This window comes from Ralstonia flatus, from assembly GCF_958439105.1.
Taxonomy (GTDB): Bacteria; Pseudomonadota; Gammaproteobacteria; order Burkholderiales; family Burkholderiaceae; genus Ralstonia; species Ralstonia flatus.
The window spans coordinates 183,935-202,242 of record NZ_CAUDLI010000007.1; the positions used below are offsets into that span (position 1 = coordinate 183,935).

Below are 18,308 nucleotides of genomic sequence, written 5' to 3' on the forward strand. Positions count from 1 at the left end.
CCCGGGGAAACGTCGCAAACAAAAAGCCCGCCAAGTTTCGGCGGGCTTTTTTTCGTACTGCGGGTGCTGCAATGCCGATCAATAGCCGGCTGCCAGCCCCGTGTTGCGACGCGGGTCATTCGCGCCATAGAAGCGGTTGTTGCCGACCGGCTTGCCGCCCAGCGACGGCGCACCGACGATGATCGCCGCCAGATGGTTGGCCGGCTGGGGCGCACCCAGGTTGTGACCCATCGACGTCAGGATCTTGCGCGTATCGTCCGACAGGGCATATGGCTCGACGTTGGTCACATCCGGCAGCCATTGCTGATGGAAGCGCGGCATGTCGACGGCTTCCTGCACGTTCATGCCGTAGTCGATCGCGTTGATCATGGTCAGCATGACGGCCGTGATGATGCGGCTGCCGCCCGGCGTGCCCACCACCATGACGGGCTTGCCGTCCTTGGTGACGATGGTCGGGCTCATCGACGACAGCGGACGCTTGCCCGGGGCGATCGAGTTGGCTTCACCCTGCACCAGGCCGTACAGGTTCGGCACGCCGACCTTGGCAGTGAAGTCGTCCATCTCGTCGTTCAGGATCACGCCCGTCTTGGCAGCCGTGACCTTCGCACCAAACCAGTCGTTGAGCGTGTACGTGACCGACACCGCGTTGCCGTACTTGTCGGCAATCGAGTAGTGCGTCGTGTTGCTGCCTTCATGCGGCTCGACGCCCGGCTTGATGTCCTTCGACACGCCCGCCTTCTTCGGGTCGATCACGGCACGGATCTTGGCCGCGTAGTCCTTGCTCAGCAGACGGTCCAGCGGGTTCTTCACGAAGTCCGGGTCGCCCAGGTAGCTGTTGCGGTCCACATAGGCGTGGCGCATGGCTTCGATCTGGTAATGCGTCGCCTGCGCGGAATGCCAGCCCAGGTCCTTGAGCGGATAGCCTTCCAGGATATTGAGCATTTCGCAGATGATCACGCCGCCCGAACTCGGGGGCGGTGCCGACACCACGTGGTAGCCGCGGTAGTCGCACTCGACCGGCGCCAGTTCGCGCGTCTTGTAGCTGGCCAGGTCTTCTTGCGTGATCAAGCCACCGCCCGCCTTGCTCGATGCAGCAATGGCCTCTCCGACCCAGCCCTTGTAGAAGCCGTCGGTGCCCTTGTTGCTGATCTCGCGCAGCGTCTTGGCCAGGTCGCGCTGGACGAGCTTCTCGCCCACCTGGAACGGCTGGCCCTTGTTCAGGAAGATCGCGCCCGATGCGGCGTCTTCCTGGAAGTCCTTGGTGGACGTGTGCAGCATGTCGACGTCGCCCTGATCGAGGGTGAAACCCTTCTCGGCCAGCGCGATGGACGGCGCGATCAGTGCAGCGCGTTGCATGGTGCCGTACTTCTGGCGGGCGTATTCCATGCCGGACACGGTGCCCGGCACGCCCACGGCCAGATGGCCTTTGGTGGACGCGCCCTTGATGACGTTGCCGTCCTTGTCCAGGTACATGTTGGCGGTGGCGGCCTTCGGGGCGACTTCACGGAAGTCGAGGAAGGTCTTGCGGCCGTCGGCCAGCTGGATGGTCATGAAACCGCCGCCACCGAGGTTGCCGGCAGCCGGATAGACCACCGCCAGGGCGTAGCCCACGGCCACGGCAGCGTCGACCGCGTTACCGCCGCGCTTGAGCACTTCCACGCCAACCTTGCTGGCCAGGTGCTGTGCCGAGACGACCATGCCGTTCTCTGCGGCCACGGGGGCGACGGACGCCGCATGTGCGACGGTCGTGATGCTGATCGATGCGATTGCGGCGGCGATCCACCGCATGCCTGTTCTGGGATTCTGCATAGGAGCTCCTTTGGTACCTTCATGGACGCCGGTCGTGCCAGCGTACGTGTTATGGCGCGCGAACCTTATCAGGCACAGCGCTGCGGCACTATAGCCTCATCCCCGTATTGACGCATTGCGCAGGCGGTGGAACGGCACGCGTCGCTAGCGCAGCGGCACTTCGAGCCCGACCTTCACCCGATTGAGCACCACGGCCGTGTGGTACCACTTGATGTTGTCGTTGTCGTCGAACAGGCGTCGCGCGAGGGCTTCGTATTCCGTCATCGTGGCCACGTTCAGGATGAGGACGAAATCGGCTTCGCCCGTCACGTAATAGCACTGCTGGACCTCGGGGCCTGAGAGCGCCTTCTTGAGCGCAGCCATCGCCGCGGTATTGGTGCGCTCGGCATGCACCTCAACGATCACGGTGATGGGTTTGCCCACCCGCTCGGGGTCGACCACCGCCACGTTGCCGACGATGATGCCCGCCTCCTCCATCCGCTTGATGCGCCGCTGCACGCCGGCGGTCGATAGATTGACCTCCTCCCCGATCACGCGCAGCGGCGTGGTGTAACACCGCTGCACAGCATTGAGGATGGCGATGTCGAAGGCGTCGAGTTCGAGCGATTTCTGAGGGGCCATGGCCGGGCTTTGGGCGAGAAATTTTTGCGTCTGGCTGGGCAGAATAGCGGAAATTGCTCTGCCGACGTGACATAGGATTTCGTCATCATTTCGTTCGCAGAGGCCATCCAATGCATTGGCAATCCCAGCTCGTCAGCCCGGAAACACTCGCCCCTGGCGGCTTTCGTTCATTGGTGACACCCGTCTACCGCGGTTCAAACGTGCTGTTCGACAACGCGGCGCAGGTGGTGGACAACTGGCGCCATGCGCAGCACGGCTATACCTACGGTCTGTACGGCACGCCGACCGCCATCGAACTCGGCGCGCGGATTGCGCAACTGGAGCGTGCACGCCACAGCTTTATCGTCCCCGGCGGGCAGGCTGCCATCGCGCTGGTCTACCTGGCCTGCTGCGGTGCGGGCAGCCACGCGCTGGTGCCGTTCAGCGCGTACGGGCCCAATCGGAGCATGGCCGAGGGCCTGCTCAAACGCATGGGCGTCGAAGTCGAAACCTACGACCCGCTCATCGGCGCGGGCATCGCCGGGCGCATCCGCCCAAATACCGCGCTGGTGTGGACTGAAAGCCCCGGCTCGGTCACGATGGAAATCCAGGACGTGCCGGCCATCGTGGCCGCGGCGCACGCGCGCGGCGTGCCGGTGGCGCTCGACAACACCTATGCGGCGGGCGTGTATTTCGATGCCTTCGCGCACGGCGTGGATATCAGCATGCAGGCGCTGACAAAGTACGTGGGCGGCCACAGCGACCTGTTGCTCGGTTCGGTCTCAGTCAACTCCGAAGCGATGTTCGAGCGCGTGGGCAGCGCGTTTGCCGACCTGGGCATGGGCGCCTCGCCCGACGATTGCAGCCTCGCGCTGCGTGGCCTGCAAACGCTGGGGCTGCGGCTGGAGCGCCTGCAAGCCTCCACGCTGGCGGTGGCGCGCTGGCTCCATCTGCAGGATTGCATTGCCACCGTGCTGCATCCGGCGCTGCCGTCATGCCCGGGCCATGAACTCTGGAAGCGCGACTTTACCGGCGCAACGAGCGTGTTTTCGGTGGTATTCCAGGAAAGCGTCTCGGCCGAGCAGGTCAACGCGTTCATCGATGCGCTGCGCATGTTCCGGATCGGCATGAGCTGGGGCGGCACGAGCAGCCTGGTGATGCCTTATCCGGATCTGGCGCGGCCGAATCGCCACTACCGCGGCCGTCTGGTGCGGCTCAATGTCGGGCTGGAGGCACCGGAAGACCTGATTGCCGATCTGCGACAGGCCATGGCTCTTGCAGCCATCCAGGAGCCCGCTGTCGCCGCATAACGGCCGGCACGTCAGTCAGCGGGGGCAAACGGCGGCGCGCGCCGCTTCACCGTTTGCGCCTTGACGATGGCGGTATTGGTTTCGGCGTGATAGGCCACGCGATCGAGAATCTCATCGAGCTGATCGATCGAGCGCACATACAGGCGGGCGATGAAGCAATCCTCGCCGGTGACCTTGTCGCATTCGCCGATCTCCGGAATCTCTTCGATCAGCTGCTGCACGATATGCAGCTTGCCCGGCATGGGCCGCACGCGCACGATGGCCTGCAGCGTGTAGCCCAGCGCCGCCGGGTCGATGTCGACGGTGTAATTGCGGATCACGCCGCGCTCTTCCAGCCGGCGCAGGCGCTCCGACACGCTCGGGGACGACAGCCCCACCTGCTCGGCCAGCTGCTTGAGCGAGATGCGGGAATCGGTCAGCAGGACGTCAAGAATGCGTTGGTCCAGGGCGTCAATCGCGTTCATTTTTTCTTCCGTGGTCCGTTCTGGCGTTTTGCCTTATTTCATGAGAAGCAACGTGAATTTTGCCTTAGAAAAGCAATGGAAGTCAGGCCATCCGCGTGCGATCCTTCTTGCATCCAACGCTCAAGGTGGTTCGCATGAACGATAAGACGCGCGGCACGGTCGAGATGACCGCCGCCATGATCATCTCCGGGACAATCGGCTGGTTTGTCGTCCGCTCCGGCCAGCCTGTGGCCGACGTTGTGTTCTGGCGCTGCGTATTCGGGGCGCTGACGCTGCTGGTGGTATGCGCAGGGCTGGGGCTCCTGCGTGGCGCGATCACGTGGCGGCGCGCCGGCATTGCCGCGCTGGGCGGCGTGGCCCTCGTCATCAACTGGCTCCTGTTGTTTGCAGCGTATCCGCGCGCGTCCATCTCGATTGCCACGGCGGTCTACAACACGCAGCCTTTCATGCTGGTCGGGCTGGGCGCGCTGTTCTTGTCGGAAAAGCTGACGGCGACCAAGCTCACATGGCTGGCCCTCGCCTTCATCGGCGTGGTGCTGATCGTGCAGGTGGGCCCTGCCGCCAGCGCTGGGACCGATTACCTGACGGGCATTGCGATGGCGCTGGGCGCGGCGTTTGCCTACGCGGTGGCCGCGCTGCTGATCAAGAAGCTGGCCGGAACGCCGCCGCATCTGATCGCGCTCATCCAAGTGTGCGTCGGCGTGCTGATGCTGGCGCCGCTGGCCAACCTGTCGCATCCGCCAGCCGATGCCCATGCGTGGGTGATGCTGGTCACGGTGGGCGTGGTGCACACCGGGTTGATGTACATCCTGCTCTATGGCGCCATCCAGCGGCTGCCGACGCATCTGACGGGGTCGCTGTCGTTCATTTATCCGATCGTTGCGATCGCCGTGGACATTGTTGCGTTCGGACATCGATTGCAACTGGCGCAATTTCTGGGCGCGGTGGCGATCCTGCTGGCGGCGGCCGGCATGAATCTGGGGTGGTCGCCATATCGGTGGCTGCGCGCGCGGAGCGAATCCGTCGTTTCCAAATAACGCAATACGCGCAATAGGCCGCCACACCGGCAACACGAATGGGCAGGCCAACTGCTGTTATTCTTGTGCGTTTTCCGCTGGCGCCCGGCGCGCCCTGCGCCTGCCTCTCTCTCCCTTTGGCAGCCAGCGGACAGAAACCCCAAAGATACGTACAAGATGAAGGAAGGTCACCCGCCGGAGCCGGGTCGCGACACCGCGATCGCCTGGATCCTGGAACAGATGCAGATGTATGGCCTGTCTGTCGAAGACCTGCAGGCGCATGGCTGCTTTGACGCGCCACCGCCGCCGCCCGCACCGCCTGCGCCCATCGGCCCCGTCTACATGAGCGCAGACGGCCAGCACTGGGACGGCTCGGGCGACATGCCGGACTGGCTGCAACGCGCCGTCAACGCCGGACAGAGCATCGAGCATTTCCGCGTGGGCTGACACCCAGACAGCGCAGGTACGCCGGTTGCGTGGTTGTTGGCGTAAGCGCTGCCGGTTCGCTGATCTGGAAGTTGTTCCACTGCATAGCCGGCCGGCGCTCCAACCCAACGGAGGACGTCATCATGCCGGAACGCAAGACCGTAGAACGTACGCGCGCCGACAAGCGCCACGGCAAGGCCGCCTCGACGCAGGCAGGCAACTTCGTGAAGGAAGAGATGGATCACATCCGCGAAGGCAAGCACGGTGCGAAAAACACCAAGCAAGCCATCGCGATTGGACTGTCCAAGGCACGCCGCTCTGGCGTTGCCGTCAAGCCGCCCGGGGAAGGCAAGGCGTCAGCCGCCACCCGCAAGAAGGCGGAACACGACGTCAAGGCCGGCAGCAAGACTGGCGGCAAGAAGAGTAGCCACGCCAGTGCTAGCAAGGAATCCACGGCCAAGCGCAGCAAGACCACGACACGCACGCTGAAGAAGGAAGGCCATTCGGCGGCATCCAAGTCGTCGTTGTCCAAGCAGGCGCATAGCGCGGCTTCGAAGCGGTCGAGCAGCGAGCGCTCGGCGGCGGCCAAGAAGGGCGCCGCCACCAAGGGCGCAGCCGGCCGATCCGCTGCCGCAAAGAAGGCGGCACGCACGCGCGCTGCGCACGCCCGGTAAATTTTTCCTGTCCAGCCTGAAGGCGGCCCGTTGGGGTCGCCTTTTTTCTTGGCGGTTTGCCTCGCCTTTTCCCTCCCTCAAAAAAAACTCAAAAAAATTTCTGTTCTCCGTGTCAGGAACGCTGTCATGCGCCGACGAAGGTGCACGGAACACATCTGCGCGATGCCGCAGTGCACCGTACGGCGAGGGATTTCGCCCTGCCAGCCGTTCAACGACACCTGTTCAATCAAGGAGAACACAAATGAAACAACACGCCATGATCGCCGCCGCCCTGGGTAGCCTGCTCGCGCTGGGCGCACTGTCGACGCCGGTGCAGGCCGCCGACGCTGCCGGCAAGGAAAAGTGCTACGGCGTCGCCAAGGCCGGCCAGAACGATTGCGCCAGCCCCGGCAGCGCCCACGCCTGCGCAGGCCAGTCGAAGATCGATAAAGACCCGATGTCGTGGAAGTACGTGCCGGCCGGCACCTGCGCGCAGATGGGCGGCACGATGCAGGCTCCGTCGAAGTAACGCGCGACGCCGGGTGACCGCCATGCAGACTGCCCTGCCAACCTGCGCCGGCGCGGGCCTGCGCGCGCCGCACTTTCCCGCCCTGCTGCACGGAGAAGCCCGCTTCCCCTGGGCGGAAGTGCACAGCGAGAACTATCTGTATGGCGGCCCCGCACGCGCAGCGCTGCTGGCCGCGCGAGAGCACCAGCCGGTGAGCCTGCACGGCGTGGGCATGGGGCTCGGCAACGCAGATGGGCTGGACGTCGAACACGTTCGCGCCATCGCTGCCCTGGCGGACGCCGTTGCGCCTGCCGCGATTTCCGAGCACCTGTGCTTCAACCGCAGCGGCGCACAGGTCGTCCACGACCTGCTGCCCCTGCCCTATTCCCGCGAATCGCTCGAGATCGTCTGCGCCAACGTCATGCGCGCACAGGACATCCTCAAGCGGCCGCTGCTGATCGAGAACATTGCCGCGTACATCGACTGCCGCACGCTGGTCGATGCCGACGACGCCGTCTCCGAAGGTGCATTCCTGACCGCCCTCGCCCGGCGCACGGGCTGCGGCATCTTGCTGGACCTGAACAATCTGTACGTCAACAGCGTCAACCACGGCGTGACCGTCGAATCGGTGCTCGCCGATATCGACCCAACGCTGGTCGGCGAGATTCACCTGGCGGGCTTCAGTGTGGAAGACGGCATGCTGATCGACACGCACAGCGCGCCCGTCCATGCGCCCGTCTGGGCGTTGTACGACGCGTGGATTGCCAAGCACGGCCCGCGCCCGACGCTGATCGAATGGGACGCTGAACTGCCGCCCGTGGAGATGTTGCTCGGCGAAGTGGCACGCGCCCAGGCGACGCTCGATCGCCACGCCAACGCCGTCATGCAGGAGCCGCGCCATGCGACTGCCTGACTGGGAAGCGCACCTCATCGGCGCACTGACGCATTCCGTAAGCGACGCAGAAACACGCGGCATCGCCATCTACCGGAACGCGCGTCTGGCCATTCTGCGCAACGCGCTGGCGGGGGCCTACCCCGTCTGCCGCGCGCTCGTCGGCGAGGACTGCTTTGATGCACTCGTGCGCGACACGCTTGCCGTGCAGGCCTCCACATCACCGAACCTGCATCGCTACGGGAATGCGCTGCCGGCCGTCATTGCGCAATCGCCGTTGGCACACAGCGTGCCCTATCTGGCCGATGTCGCACGCCTGGAATGGTGCGTGCATTGGGCGCATTACGCCCCGGACGCGCACATTGAAGCGGCGGACGCCACGCTGCTCGCGCAGCCTGCGGACACCATCCGCGCGGGGCTGGTGGAGGGTGCGCAATGGGTGGCGTCGCGGTGGCCGGTGGTGTCGATCTGGCGCGCGCACCAGCCGGGCGAAACCCTCGCGCTCGATGCAATCGACCTGGGCGTCGGCGAAGCCGCCGCGATTGCCGTGCGCGGGCATCGCGTTGCCGTGTTCGATCTCGATCCCCCGACCGCCACGTTCCTCGCCGCTTGCGAAGCTGGAACCTCGCTTCAGGCCGCGCTCGAAACCACCCTGGCCGAGCGGCCGGATTTTGATCTGACTGCATGCCTGTCCGGCCTCTATCGCTCGGGGCTGCTCGCACTGTCTGCCTGCCCAACACCCTCGTCTACTGGAGACACGCCATGAACACCCTCACCACGACGTTTGCCCCGCTTACGCGCCTGCGCGCGTCGTTCGATCGGCTTGCCGGTCCGCAAAGCACGCTGTGTTCGGTCATCCTGTTGATCGCCCGGGCGTATCTCTTCTACGTGTTCTTCCGCTCCGGCCTGACCAAGCTGCACGACTGGGACACGACCGTGCTGCTCTTCACCGAGGAATACAAAGTGCCGCTGTTGCCGCCCGCACTGGCAGCAGGGCTCGGCACGTTCGGCGAACTGGTGCTCCCTTCTCTGATGCTGGCCGGCATCGTGCCGCGGCTGGCGGCTGCCGGGCTGTTCTTCGTCAACGTGGTGGCCGCGGTGTCGTACTGGGCCAATCTGTCGGGCTCGGCCATCGAATTCCATTTTGTGTGGGGCGTGCTGATTGCGCTCGTGGCAACAGTGGGACCGGGTTGGCTGGCGGCGCAGACGCTCTGGCAGCGCCGCACGCGTTAAGCAGATTCGGTGGGCGGCGGGCTTATGATGTCGGCTTGTCGCCCTCTCTTCAGGAGCATCGATGCGCTTTCCTCAGTTGTCCGTCGCAGCCTCGGCCGGTGTGTTGGCCGCAATTGGCGCCGCAGCATTGCTTACGGCTTGCGCGTGGGGCGATAGCCCGAACAGCACCGGCGCGCACATGCTCGACGATTCGCTGCTCTCGTACCAGGTCAAGGCGGCGCTGGATCAGGACACCGCGCTCAGCACACGCCAGATCCGCATCCGCTCCACCCCCGACGGCAAGGTCACGCTGACAGGCTGGGTCGATACGCCGGAGATGGCTCGGCGCGCCGGCGACGACGTCAAACGCTTTGTTGACGCGGCCAAGCTCGACAACCAGCTGCGCGTGCTGTCGCGCATGCAGGTGCTGGGCGGCGGCCCGTACATCCCGGCCGGCTTGCCGCCCGAGGCACCCGCCAGCGCCCCGGCCGCGCGCTAAACCACGCAAGCGGTTACGCCGCCCGCGCGCCTGCTCGCCCGGGCATGCGGCCCACGGGCAGCGATTGCAGCAGCCCGAAGCCAATCTCCGCGATCAGGAACGGAACCACCAGCAGCGTAGCGCCCGATGCCAGCGCGTATGCCTGCCACGCCGCAAACAACCAGCGCGCCACGGCGTCGTACCGGCCAAGCGCCACACTCGTCTGTCGGATACGCAGCACCGACCACACGCACACTACCGATCCCATCAGATTGGCCATCAGCAGATGCGTCGGCTCAAAAGCCGGCAAGCCGCCGATGCCCAGCGCGTGCGCCAAGGCGCTCAGTGCCTGATGCAACAGCGCGAACGTCCACGGCGTGGCAAACGGCGCGGTCACGATCAGGTCATACCAGGCGCTGGCCCGCACAATGCGCAGGAAGGTCGACTCGGAAACCATGGTGAAACTCCAAATGTGAAGTGAAGGAGCCGCCACGGTAAAGCTTGGTGTACGCTCCAAGGTCAAGCCCCGACCGTATCCCGCGTTCCAAACCACCATGCCTGCTGCTCTCCCCGCCCCCGTTTCCGATGCGCATACGTGCGATCTGTCCATCGGCGAACTGGCTGCCGCCACCGGCGTTTCACGGGATGGCCTGCGCTTTTACGAGGCACGCGGGCTGATCCGAGCGCGGCGCCGCAGCAACGGCTACCGCGCCTACCCGCGGGAAATCGTGGAACTCGTGCAATACATCCGTACGGCCCAGCAGCTCGGTTTCACACTGGCGGAAATCAAAGAAGGCATGGCCCAGGTGTGGCTGCAACCCGACACCGATGCCGCCGTCACCGCGTTGCTGCGCGAGAAACTGGCCACGATCGACGCGCGCATCGCCAGCCTGCAGGCCATGCGAGACGCACTTGCTACGCGTGTCGGCATGGCATGTCCGCTTGCACCGGCCTGAGACGATCGTCATGTCTTGTCATATAACTGTCGCAGACTGGCGCTGCAGGCCGGGGTTTTCGCGTTTTCCCCGTTCCCTGACAGCTTGCTGAGTCGTGAAAGGCGCTTGAAAGTTCGCGTCGGTAAAAACGCTCCCGTCTCAAGGGGAGTCTGCTGCAGTGAAATATCGGGGTGCGTTCCATTCACCGGCGAGGGCCGTGCTGTGCGCGGTGGCCTGCCTGCCATTTGCTGCTGCCTGGGCAGCCACGCCGGCATCGGCGCCGGCCGCGGCCAGCATGCCGGTCGCCACCATGCCGCCGATCAAGCCTTCCGTGCCGGGCGTGACTGGCGCCGGCTTCAACCTGGTCGAACTGTTGCAGGAGCTGAAAGGCAACAACCCGCAATTGATCCAGGGCCGCCATAACTATCTGTCGGCCAAGTCGATCCCGCCGCAGCTTGCTTCGCCCAACAACCCGCAGCTCGGCTACATCTGGAACAACATCCCCAAGGGATTTCCGCTGGCGGTCAACCGCGCAGGCGGCAGCCAGTACAACCTGACGCAGCAGATCCCGTTTCCGGGCAAGAAAGCGCTGGCCGCCGAGATTGCCGATCGCCAGGCGGAATCGCTGAACGCGCAAAACGATGCGCTGTACCTGCAGCTCTACGCGCAGCTTTCCACCACGTACTACCAGGCGATCGCGCTGCAGAAGCAGATCGACGTACAGAAGCTGACCATCACGCGCCTGGAGCAGGTCAAGCAGATCACGCGGGTGCGCTACGCCAACAACGCCGCCGCCTACGCCGACTTTCTCAACGCGCAGGTCATGCAAAGCAGCGCGCAGAATGACCTGTTTGCCGCGCAACGCCAGTACGACAGCACGCTGCAGACACTGAACACGCTCATCGGCAAGGAGCCGAGCTTCCCGCTCGTTCTGCGCGCTGACGACGAGTCCGTGCATCTGCCGGAGGAACCGCTGCCCGAGCTGGAAAACCAGGCGCTGCGCGAGCACCCGTCGATCAAGGCATCGGCCGAGCTGATGGACGCCGCGCGCAAAAGCGTGACGCTGGCGCGCAAGGCCTATCTGCCCGACTTCCAGGTCATCGCCACCGTCACCACCGACAACCCGCCATATGGCGTGCGCCCGAACAGCTACCAGATCGAGCTGGACGTGATCATTCCATTCTGGTTCCTGACCAAGGAAAAGTACGGCGTGAACCAGGCGGTGGAAAGCCAGATTGCCACCGAGGCGAATGACGTGTCGGTGCGCCAGCAGACGTTATTGGCCGTCGATACCGCTTACAACACGCTGCGCCAGACGCTTGCGCAGCTCGACTTCAACAAGCAGCGGCAACTGCCGCAGGCGCTGGCGGCGTATCGCGTCACGATGACCAACTACGCCAGCAACAACGCCGATTTCAACGACCTGCTCACTGCCCAGGGCGCGCTCAAGAACGCCGAACTGGCTGTCGCGCAGGCGCAGGCCACGGCCTTGCAGGCCTATCACGCGCTGCTCGCGGCCACCGGCCGCTCGCCGGTTCAAGCTCAATAACATCATGAAGAAGTTCTCTCCCGTTGTTGCTGTGATCGCCCTGGCCGCGGCCCTCGCCGTGGGCGTGGTGGTCGGACGCAAGTGGCCTGCCGCCGTGCCGCCCGAGACCGCGAAACCCGCAGCAGGTCCGGCCTCTGCGCCGGCTGCCGCATCGCGTCCGAAACCCGACTCCGTTGAAATTCCGGCCGGCGGCTTCGACCCGCAGCAGGTGAAGGTCGCGCAGGTCGGTCAACTTTCCGTGCCGGTGGAACTGTCCACGCCGGGCAAGCTCGCCTACAACGCCGAACGCACCAAGCTGGCGTCGGCGCGCGTGGGCGGGCGGCTGGACCAGATCCTCCTGTTCGAAGGTGCGCAGGTGCGCGAGGGCCAGCCGATTGCCCAGCTGTACGCACCGGATTTCATCTCCGCGCAGAAGGAATACCTGCTGGCGCTGAACACGGCGCGCCAGCTCAAGGGTTCCAACATGAAGGATCTGCAGGACGATGCCGACGCCACGGTGCAGTCCGCCGCGGGCCGCCTGCACGTGCTGGGCATGTCCGATGCCGATGTCGCGCAGATTGCCAAGCGCGGCACCCCCGCTGAACACCTGACGCTGCGCGCGCCCATCTCGGGCACGATCGTCAAGCGCAACATGGATCCGGGCGCCTTCCTGAACGTGGGCGATTCGTTCATGAGCATCGTCGATACGCGCGTGCTGTGGTTCACGGGCAATGTGTATGAGAACGACATTGCCAGCGTGCGCATCGGCCAGCCGATCTCGCTGCACACGTCGGCCTATCCGGACCGCGAGTTCACAGGCCGCGTGAGCTTCATCGCCCCGAACATCGACCCGGCCACGCACACGTTGACAGTGCGCTGCGACGTGCCCAACACCGACGGCCTGCTGCGCCCCGAGATGTACGCCACGGCGCGCATCCAGACCGGAAGCGGCCAGGCCACGGTGGTGCCGAAGTCTGCCCTGGTGAAAGACCATGGCAGCTACTTCGTGATCGTCCAGAGCGATGCCACGCACTTCAAGCGCGTGGAAGTGCACGGCAAGGACACCGGCACCGACGGCAACTTTGCCGTGACGGCCGGGCTTGAGGCTTCGTCGCAGGTGGTGGTGCGCGGCGCCGCGCTGCTCAACGAGATGATCGTCAAGGCAGGAGCGTAGGCATGGGCTTCAACCCCATCGCGGGCATTCTCAAGCGGCGGCTGCTGATCGTCTTCCTGGCGATCGCGTTGCTGGTGGCCGGCGTGCTGTCCTTCCGCGAACTGCCGCTGCAGGCGTATCCGGGCGTGGCGCCGCTGTCAGTGCAGGCCATCACGCAATGGCCCGGCCGCAGCACGACCGAAGTCGAACAGCAGATCACCATCCCAATCGAAAACGCGCTGGCCGGCGTGCCGGACGTGCAGTCGTTCCGCTCGGTATCGCTGTTCGGGCTGTCGGTGGTGACGCTCAAGTTCAAGGAAGGCACCGATAGCTTCAAGGCGCGGCAGAATTTTTCGCAGTATCTGGCGAGTGCGAACCTGCCGACGGGCGTGCAGCCGTCGCTGAGCCCCGACTCGGACGCGACCGGTGAAATCATGCGCTTCCGCCTCGTGGGCGATGGCGTCGATCTCACCACGCTCAAGAGCTACCAGGACTACGACATCTCCAAGGGGCTCAAGCACGTGCAGGGCGTGGCCGATGTCAGCTCCTTCGGTGGCAAGGTGAAGGAGTATCACATCGTGCCGTCGCCCGCGAAGCTGCAGTCGTACGGCATCACGCTGTCGCAGCTCATCACGGCCATCGGCAACGCCAACAACAACACGGGCGGCAATCTGCTGCGCGACGGCGAGCAGCAGTTCGTCGTGCGCGGCGTCGGCCTGCTGCAGACGGTGGACGACATCCGCAACGTGGTTGTGGCTGCCAACAACGGCGTGCCGGTGCGCGTGCGCGATATTGCCGAAGTGGAGGTCGGCAACGTGCAGCGTCTGGGCCAGGTGCAATACAACGATCAGCCCGACGTGGTGGAAGGCATCGTGCTGCTCAAGCGCGACGCCAACGCCACCGAGGTGCTGGCCAAGGTGCGCGAGAAGGTGGCGGAGCTGAACAACGGCGTCCTGCCCAAAAGCATTCAGATCAAGCCGTTCTATGACCGCCAGGTGCTGCTCGACATCACCATGGGCACCGTGGAACACACGCTGGTGGTCGGGATCTCGCTGGTGCTCGCCGTGCTGTTCGTCTTCCTGGGCAACTTCCGGGCGGCGGCCGTGGTGGCGGCGGTGATTCCGCTGGCGCTGTGCGTGTCGTTCATCAGCATGGAGCACTTCCATGTGCCGGCCAATTTGATCTCGCTCGGAGCGATCGACTTTGGGGTGATCGTCGATGCGGCCGTGATCGTGATGGAAAACATCATGCGGCACCTCGAAGAAGGTGCCGAGAAGCTGGATGACGCCATCGTCAAGGCGACCAGCGAAGTGCAGCGCGCGATGATCTTTTCCACCGGCATCATCATCGTGGCGTATTCGCCGCTGTTCTTCATCGGCGGCGTGGAAGGCATCATCTTCAAGCCGATGGCGTTCACGATGGGCTTTGCGCTGATGGCGTCGATCGTGCTGAGCCTGACGTTCGTGCCGGCCACCACGTCGTTCGTCTTCGGCAAGACGCTGCATCCGCACTCGCCGGCGTTCATCACGGCGATCCTGCGCTGGTACAAGCCCCTGCTGCGCAAGCTGATCGCCCGGCCGATGGCCGTCTTTGCCACGGCCATCACGGCACTGTTGCTGACGCTGTATAGCGCCACGTTCCTCGGCACGGAGTTCCTCCCGACGCTGGAAGAAAACAACCTGTGGCTGCGCATTACGCTGCCCAATACGGTCGACCTCGATTACTCGGCGTCCGTGGCGACCGACCTGCGCGCGTACTTCGTCAAGCAGCCGGAAATCAAGCAGGTTTCGGTGCAGATCGGCCGCCCCGACGACGGCACCGATTCCACGGGCGTGTTCAACCAGGAATACGGTCTGTATTTCGCACCGCCCGACCAGTGGCCTGCCGGCATGACGAAGGGGCAACTCGTCGAGCGCCTGTCCAAGCATCTGGAGAAGATTCCAGGCATCGAATACAACTTCTCGCAGTACATCCAGGACAACGTGGATGAAGCGCTTTCGGGCGTGAAGGGTGAAAACTCGGTCAAGCTGTTCGGCAACGACCTCAACATGCTCGAAGCCAAGGCCAACGAAATCCAGGCGCAGCTCAAGAAGGTCTCAGGCCTGGTGGACGTGGGCATCTTCCGCGAGCTGGGCCAGCCGACGCTGAACGTTTCGATCGACCGCCAGGCGGCTGCGCGCTTCAACATCAACGTGAGCGACGTGCAGAACCTTGTGCAATACGCCATCGGCGGCGCACCGGTCACGCAGATCCTGGAGGGCGAAAAGTCGTTCGGCCTGGCGGTGCGCCTGAATCAGCAGGCACGTGCGTCTTACGACGCCATCCGCGAACTGCTGATCGATACGCCCGACGGCCAGCACATTCCGCTGTCGATGATCGCCAAGGTGGAACTGACGGACGGCCCGTTCTTTATCTACCGCGAGGAAGGCAAGCGCTACATCGCCATCAAGTTTGGCGTGCGCGGCCGTGACCTGGGCGGTGCCGTGGACGAGGCACAGCGTGTGGTGGGCAACAGCGTAAAGCTGCCCGAGGGCTACACCGTCAAGTGGGACGGCCAGTTCAACGAGATGAAGGTCGCGCAGAGCAAGCTGATGGTGATCGTACCGTTGACCATCCTGGTGATCTTCCTGCTCCTCTACAGCACGTTCGGCAATTTCAAGGATGCGCTGATGGTGGTGCTGAATGTGCCGTTTGCGGCGATCGGCGGGCTGCTCGCGCTGCACCTGGCCAACGAGACGCTGTCGATCTCGGCGGGGATCGGCTTCCTGTCGCTGTTCGGCATCGCCATCCAGGACGGGGTGATTCTGATCTCGTACGTCAACCGCCTGTCGCAATCGGAAAACGTGCGAGAAGCCACCGTCGACGGTGCCGCGCTGCGTCTGCGCCCGGTGATCATGACCGCCATGCTGGCCGGCCTCGGCCTGTTGCCGGCGGCGCTCTCGCACAGCATCGGCTCGGAAGCGCAGCGCCCGCTGGCGCTCGTCATCGTTGGCGGCATGGTCACGACGACGATCCTCACGCTGCTGGTGCTGCCGGTGGTGTTCACCTGGGCGCACCGAAACCGCCGGCCGCCGTCGCGCGATTCGGACGTCAGCCCGACGGCCGCCATGCTGCCTTAAGGCACGCTCATCCCCAAGCAAAACGGGCGCATCGCTTCACCAGCGGTGCGCCCGTTTCGCTTTGAATCGGCATCAGAAATCGGACCAATCTCATGGTTGCGCGCGCGCCTCACGTGCAGAGTGCATCTCTGACTTCATCGCCGCACCGCCACCATGCAGACCACGCCCAACGTCGACGCCAGCATTACCGCACAGTTCCCGCCGCAGGTCGTCGCCACGCTCATCGACCTCTTTGGCACCGATCTCCAGCAATGGCGTTTTATCGTCGATCTGTTTTCCGAGACGATGGAACAGGATCTCGCCAACCTGGAGAACGCGCTCCGCGGCGGGGACGACGCGCAGATCGTTGAAGCGGCACACCGCATCGTCGGCTCCGCGCGCATGCTCGGCCATCAGCAGATTGGTGATGCTGCCCGCAGCATCGAGCGCACCGCACAGAGCGTGGGCCCCTATCCCGAGCGCGCGGCGGACATGCAAACCGCTCTCGCCCGCCTCCGCACGCTGGCCGATGAATTTCGCCAGCGCGCGAGCAGTTGCCGGTGGCCGGCCTCATCGGTGACGGGCTAACCGCGCTCCACGTTGCGCAGTCCTTCGGTTGAACAGCAGCGGCACCACGCCCACGGCGATGCCGCCCAGGCCGACCAGATTTGTCGTCAGATCGAACGTCGGTACGCTGTAGGCCGCGATCAACCACAAGAACAACGCGCTGCCCAACGGCCAGCCGACCAGAAACACCGCATTGAATACCGAGCGCAGCGCTTCGCGCCGGTAGTGCCACGCGCAGGCGAAGCCCGCCAGCCCGTAGTAGAACGCCACCTGAAACCCGATCGCATTGACCGAATCCTTGATGATGGCGTTGATGCTTGGGAAAAACGACGCACCAAACAGCAGCACCAACCCGATCACGGCAATCACGAGGGTGGCCACCCATGGCGTGCGCCAGGTCGGGTGCAGCGTGGCATAGCGCGCATGCAACATGCCGTCGCGGCCCTTGGCATACAGCGTGCGCGTGAATTGCAGGATGGAAGTCTCGAGGGTGCCGACCGTGCTCAGCATGACGGCCACCACGGCCACGTAGCTCCACGGACGCGGCAGCAGCTTGTCAGCCACGGCAAAGACGACGTTGGTGCTGGATTGGTCGATCTCCGCATCGCTCAGCACGAGCAGAATCACGGCACCAAAACCCATGAACAGCGCCAACACGATCACCATGGCCCATAACGCGCCACGGCCGGGCGCGCGATTGGCGTCGCGCGTTTCTTCCGTCAGGTTGACCGTCACGTCCCAGCCCCAGAAAAAGAACAGCGCGGTCAGCGCACCGGTCGCAAACAGCTGGGGTGTAAAGGCCGCGGGTGACAGCAACGCCCACGACAGCGCATGTGCCGGATGCGCGCCGAATTTCACCACCGCCAGCACGATCAGACAGACGAGGATGAGCGTCTCTGTCACCGTCATGGCGATCTGCGAATAGCTCGTCAGCTTGATGCCCTTGATGATGACGGCGGTCACCACCAGCAGCCACGCCGCTGCCACCAGCGCCACCACGGCGGGCTGCGCAGCCTGCGACGGGGCCACCAGTGTGAGCGTGGCCGTTGCGGCTGGAATCGTGCCGGACACCATGAACACGCCCGACGCCACCAGCAGTGCCCACCCGGCAAAGAACCCCAATGTGCGATTGAAGATGGCGCCCACCCAGGCATACGCCGCACCGGCATGCGGGTTGACGCGGTTCAGATGCAGATAGGCAAACGTCACGCCAAACATGATCAGTCCGCAATACAGGAGACTGGCCGGCGTAAGGGCCCCGACCGCGCCGATCAGCGTGGCCGTGGTGGCGGCAATGCTGAACGCAGGCGCGGTGCCCGCCACGCCCATGACGACGGATTCGCTCACGCCCAGCGCATGGGCCTCAAGTTGCGTATCGACTGCCATCCGCCACCTCCACGATTGCCTGCCGCCGACATGGCGCGCGCCCGGATCTCGTCAATCCAGTATTGGCGCTCGGAATCGGAACACCAATGGCCGCGATCCCGGACGCGATTTGTTTATGTTTTTGTTCACATAAATTAAGCAATTCGGTTGTAAGTTGCGTAATTCGCAATACAACGGGTGCCTACAACTATTGATCTAGAACACGCTGCCCCACTATCTTTCGCGGGCAACGTCGGCGCAGTCCCACCGCAGCCGGCTGGCACGCACCGGCCA

Annotated in this window: 19 protein-coding genes; 14 read left to right on the forward strand and 5 right to left on the reverse strand. The window is 64.4% G+C overall.

The window, feature by feature from the left end; all coding sequences use genetic code 11:
- Positions 1–78: 78 nt before the first annotated feature.
- Both ggt and R2676_RS17315 read right to left on the reverse strand, forming a co-directional pair.
- Entirely contained in the window at positions 79–1,809 is a 1,731-nt protein-coding gene (ggt, locus tag R2676_RS17310; protein ID WP_206274444.1) for a gamma-glutamyltransferase, read from the reverse strand.
- Between the two features lie 144 nt (positions 1,810–1,953).
- Positions 1,954–2,430 carry an Lrp/AsnC family transcriptional regulator gene (locus R2676_RS17315; protein WP_206274445.1) on the reverse strand — a complete coding sequence of 159 codons (477 nt, stop codon included), beginning with the start codon at positions 2,428–2,430 and terminating at the stop codon, positions 1,954–1,956.
- A 110-nt stretch (positions 2,431–2,540) separates the two neighbouring features.
- Here R2676_RS17315 and R2676_RS17320 point away from each other — a divergent pair, with 110 nt between their 5' ends.
- Entirely contained in the window at positions 2,541–3,719 is a 1,179-nt protein-coding gene (locus tag R2676_RS17320; RefSeq protein WP_316887268.1) for a cystathionine beta-lyase, read from the forward strand.
- Between the two features lie 11 nt (positions 3,720–3,730).
- Here R2676_RS17320 and R2676_RS17325 read toward each other — a convergent pair whose 3' ends face one another.
- A complete protein-coding gene (locus R2676_RS17325) occupies positions 3,731–4,183 on the reverse strand; it encodes an Lrp/AsnC family transcriptional regulator (RefSeq protein WP_102066335.1) in 453 nt (150 codons plus the stop codon).
- Between the two features lie 134 nt (positions 4,184–4,317).
- Between R2676_RS17325 and R2676_RS17330 the strand changes: the two genes are divergently transcribed.
- From R2676_RS17330 to R2676_RS17365, 8 genes are all read left to right on the forward strand, one after another.
- Positions 4,318–5,220, forward strand: a complete 903-nt coding sequence (locus tag R2676_RS17330) for a DMT family transporter (protein WP_206274447.1) — start codon at positions 4,318–4,320, stop codon at positions 5,218–5,220.
- Positions 5,221–5,376: 156 nt separating this feature from the next.
- Entirely contained in the window at positions 5,377–5,646 is a 270-nt protein-coding gene (locus R2676_RS17335) for an H-NS family nucleoid-associated regulatory protein (RefSeq protein ID WP_027679008.1), read from the forward strand.
- 122 nt (positions 5,647–5,768) lie between these two features.
- Complete coding sequence (locus R2676_RS17340; protein WP_206274448.1) at positions 5,769–6,299, forward strand: DNA-binding protein; 531 nt, start codon at positions 5,769–5,771, stop codon at positions 6,297–6,299.
- Between the two features lie 241 nt (positions 6,300–6,540).
- Entirely contained in the window at positions 6,541–6,807 is a 267-nt protein-coding gene (locus tag R2676_RS17345; RefSeq protein WP_063394404.1) for a BufA1 family periplasmic bufferin-type metallophore, read from the forward strand.
- 22 nt (positions 6,808–6,829) lie between these two features.
- Positions 6,830–7,699, forward strand: a complete 870-nt coding sequence (bufB, locus tag R2676_RS17350) for an MNIO family bufferin maturase (protein WP_206274449.1) — start codon at positions 6,830–6,832, stop codon at positions 7,697–7,699.
- The gene (locus R2676_RS17355) at positions 7,686–8,444 is read left to right on the forward strand and encodes an HvfC/BufC family peptide modification chaperone (RefSeq protein ID WP_206274450.1); all 759 of its coding nucleotides are present in this window, start codon (positions 7,686–7,688) and stop codon (positions 8,442–8,444) included. The genes bufB and R2676_RS17355 overlap by 14 nt, the downstream gene beginning before the upstream one ends.
- Positions 8,441–8,911 carry a DoxX family protein gene (locus R2676_RS17360; protein ID WP_206274451.1) on the forward strand — a complete coding sequence of 157 codons (471 nt, stop codon included), beginning with the start codon at positions 8,441–8,443 and terminating at the stop codon, positions 8,909–8,911. The genes R2676_RS17355 and R2676_RS17360 overlap by 4 nt, the downstream gene beginning before the upstream one ends.
- A 61-nt stretch (positions 8,912–8,972) precedes the next feature.
- Complete coding sequence (locus R2676_RS17365; protein WP_206274452.1) at positions 8,973–9,389, forward strand: BON domain-containing protein; 417 nt, start codon at positions 8,973–8,975, stop codon at positions 9,387–9,389.
- Positions 9,390–9,402: 13 nt separating this feature from the next.
- Here the strand turns inward: R2676_RS17365 and R2676_RS17370 are convergent, their stop codons facing one another.
- The gene (locus tag R2676_RS17370; RefSeq protein ID WP_206274453.1) at positions 9,403–9,825 is read right to left on the reverse strand and encodes a hypothetical protein; all 423 of its coding nucleotides are present in this window, start codon (positions 9,823–9,825) and stop codon (positions 9,403–9,405) included.
- Positions 9,826–9,922: 97 nt separating this feature from the next.
- Between R2676_RS17370 and R2676_RS17375 the strand changes: the two genes are divergently transcribed.
- From R2676_RS17375 to R2676_RS17395, 5 genes are all read left to right on the forward strand, one after another.
- Positions 9,923–10,324: a MerR family transcriptional regulator gene (locus tag R2676_RS17375; RefSeq protein ID WP_206274454.1), complete on the forward strand. Its 402-nt coding sequence runs from the start codon at positions 9,923–9,925 to the stop codon at positions 10,322–10,324.
- Positions 10,325–10,481: 157 nt separating this feature from the next.
- A complete protein-coding gene (locus R2676_RS17380; RefSeq protein WP_410482503.1) occupies positions 10,482–11,852 on the forward strand; it encodes a TolC family protein in 1,371 nt (456 codons plus the stop codon).
- Between the two features lie 4 nt (positions 11,853–11,856).
- Positions 11,857–13,005: an efflux RND transporter periplasmic adaptor subunit gene (locus R2676_RS17385; protein WP_206274455.1), complete on the forward strand. Its 1,149-nt coding sequence runs from the start codon at positions 11,857–11,859 to the stop codon at positions 13,003–13,005.
- 2 nt (positions 13,006–13,007) lie between these two features.
- Positions 13,008–16,103, forward strand: coding sequence for an efflux RND transporter permease subunit (locus tag R2676_RS17390; RefSeq protein WP_206274456.1), 3,096 nt, complete (start codon positions 13,008–13,010; stop codon positions 16,101–16,103).
- A gap of 153 nt (positions 16,104–16,256) precedes the next feature.
- Positions 16,257–16,670, forward strand: coding sequence for an Hpt domain-containing protein (locus R2676_RS17395; RefSeq protein WP_316857505.1), 414 nt, complete (start codon positions 16,257–16,259; stop codon positions 16,668–16,670).
- On the opposite strand, the gene R2676_RS17400 is transcribed toward R2676_RS17395, so the two are convergent.
- The gene (locus tag R2676_RS17400; RefSeq protein ID WP_206274457.1) at positions 16,653–18,035 is read right to left on the reverse strand and encodes an APC family permease; all 1,383 of its coding nucleotides are present in this window, start codon (positions 18,033–18,035) and stop codon (positions 16,653–16,655) included. The two genes, R2676_RS17395 and R2676_RS17400, sit on opposite strands and share 18 nt — an antisense overlap.
- Positions 18,036–18,308 lie beyond the last annotated feature (273 nt).

Coding starts and splice junctions, on each gene's coding strand:
- R2676_RS17335 (WP_027679008.1), top strand. CDS start 5,377: ATGAAGGAAGGTCACCCGCCGGAGCCGGGTCGCGACACCGCGATCGCC.
- R2676_RS17315 (WP_206274445.1), bottom strand. CDS start 2,430: ATGGCCCCTCAGAAATCGCTCGAACTCGACGCCTTCGACATCGCCATC.
- R2676_RS17355 (WP_206274450.1), top strand. CDS start 7,686: ATGCGACTGCCTGACTGGGAAGCGCACCTCATCGGCGCACTGACGCAT.
- R2676_RS17370 (WP_206274453.1), bottom strand. CDS start 9,825: ATGGTTTCCGAGTCGACCTTCCTGCGCATTGTGCGGGCCAGCGCCTGG.
- R2676_RS17345 (WP_063394404.1), top strand. CDS start 6,541: ATGAAACAACACGCCATGATCGCCGCCGCCCTGGGTAGCCTGCTCGCG.
- R2676_RS17360 (WP_206274451.1), top strand. CDS start 8,441: ATGAACACCCTCACCACGACGTTTGCCCCGCTTACGCGCCTGCGCGCG.
- R2676_RS17340 (WP_206274448.1), top strand. CDS start 5,769: ATGCCGGAACGCAAGACCGTAGAACGTACGCGCGCCGACAAGCGCCAC.
- R2676_RS17385 (WP_206274455.1), top strand. CDS start 11,857: ATGAAGAAGTTCTCTCCCGTTGTTGCTGTGATCGCCCTGGCCGCGGCC.
- R2676_RS17365 (WP_206274452.1), top strand. CDS start 8,973: ATGCGCTTTCCTCAGTTGTCCGTCGCAGCCTCGGCCGGTGTGTTGGCC.
- R2676_RS17330 (WP_206274447.1), top strand. CDS start 4,318: ATGAACGATAAGACGCGCGGCACGGTCGAGATGACCGCCGCCATGATC.
- R2676_RS17390 (WP_206274456.1), top strand. CDS start 13,008: ATGGGCTTCAACCCCATCGCGGGCATTCTCAAGCGGCGGCTGCTGATC.
- R2676_RS17375 (WP_206274454.1), top strand. CDS start 9,923: ATGCCTGCTGCTCTCCCCGCCCCCGTTTCCGATGCGCATACGTGCGAT.
- R2676_RS17325 (WP_102066335.1), bottom strand. CDS start 4,183: ATGAACGCGATTGACGCCCTGGACCAACGCATTCTTGACGTCCTGCTG.
- R2676_RS17400 (WP_206274457.1), bottom strand. CDS start 18,035: ATGGCAGTCGATACGCAACTTGAGGCCCATGCGCTGGGCGTGAGCGAA.
- R2676_RS17320 (WP_316887268.1), top strand. CDS start 2,541: ATGCATTGGCAATCCCAGCTCGTCAGCCCGGAAACACTCGCCCCTGGC.
- ggt (WP_206274444.1), bottom strand. CDS start 1,809: ATGCAGAATCCCAGAACAGGCATGCGGTGGATCGCCGCCGCAATCGCA.
- R2676_RS17395 (WP_316857505.1), top strand. CDS start 16,257: ATGCAGACCACGCCCAACGTCGACGCCAGCATTACCGCACAGTTCCCG.
- bufB (WP_206274449.1), top strand. CDS start 6,830: ATGCAGACTGCCCTGCCAACCTGCGCCGGCGCGGGCCTGCGCGCGCCG.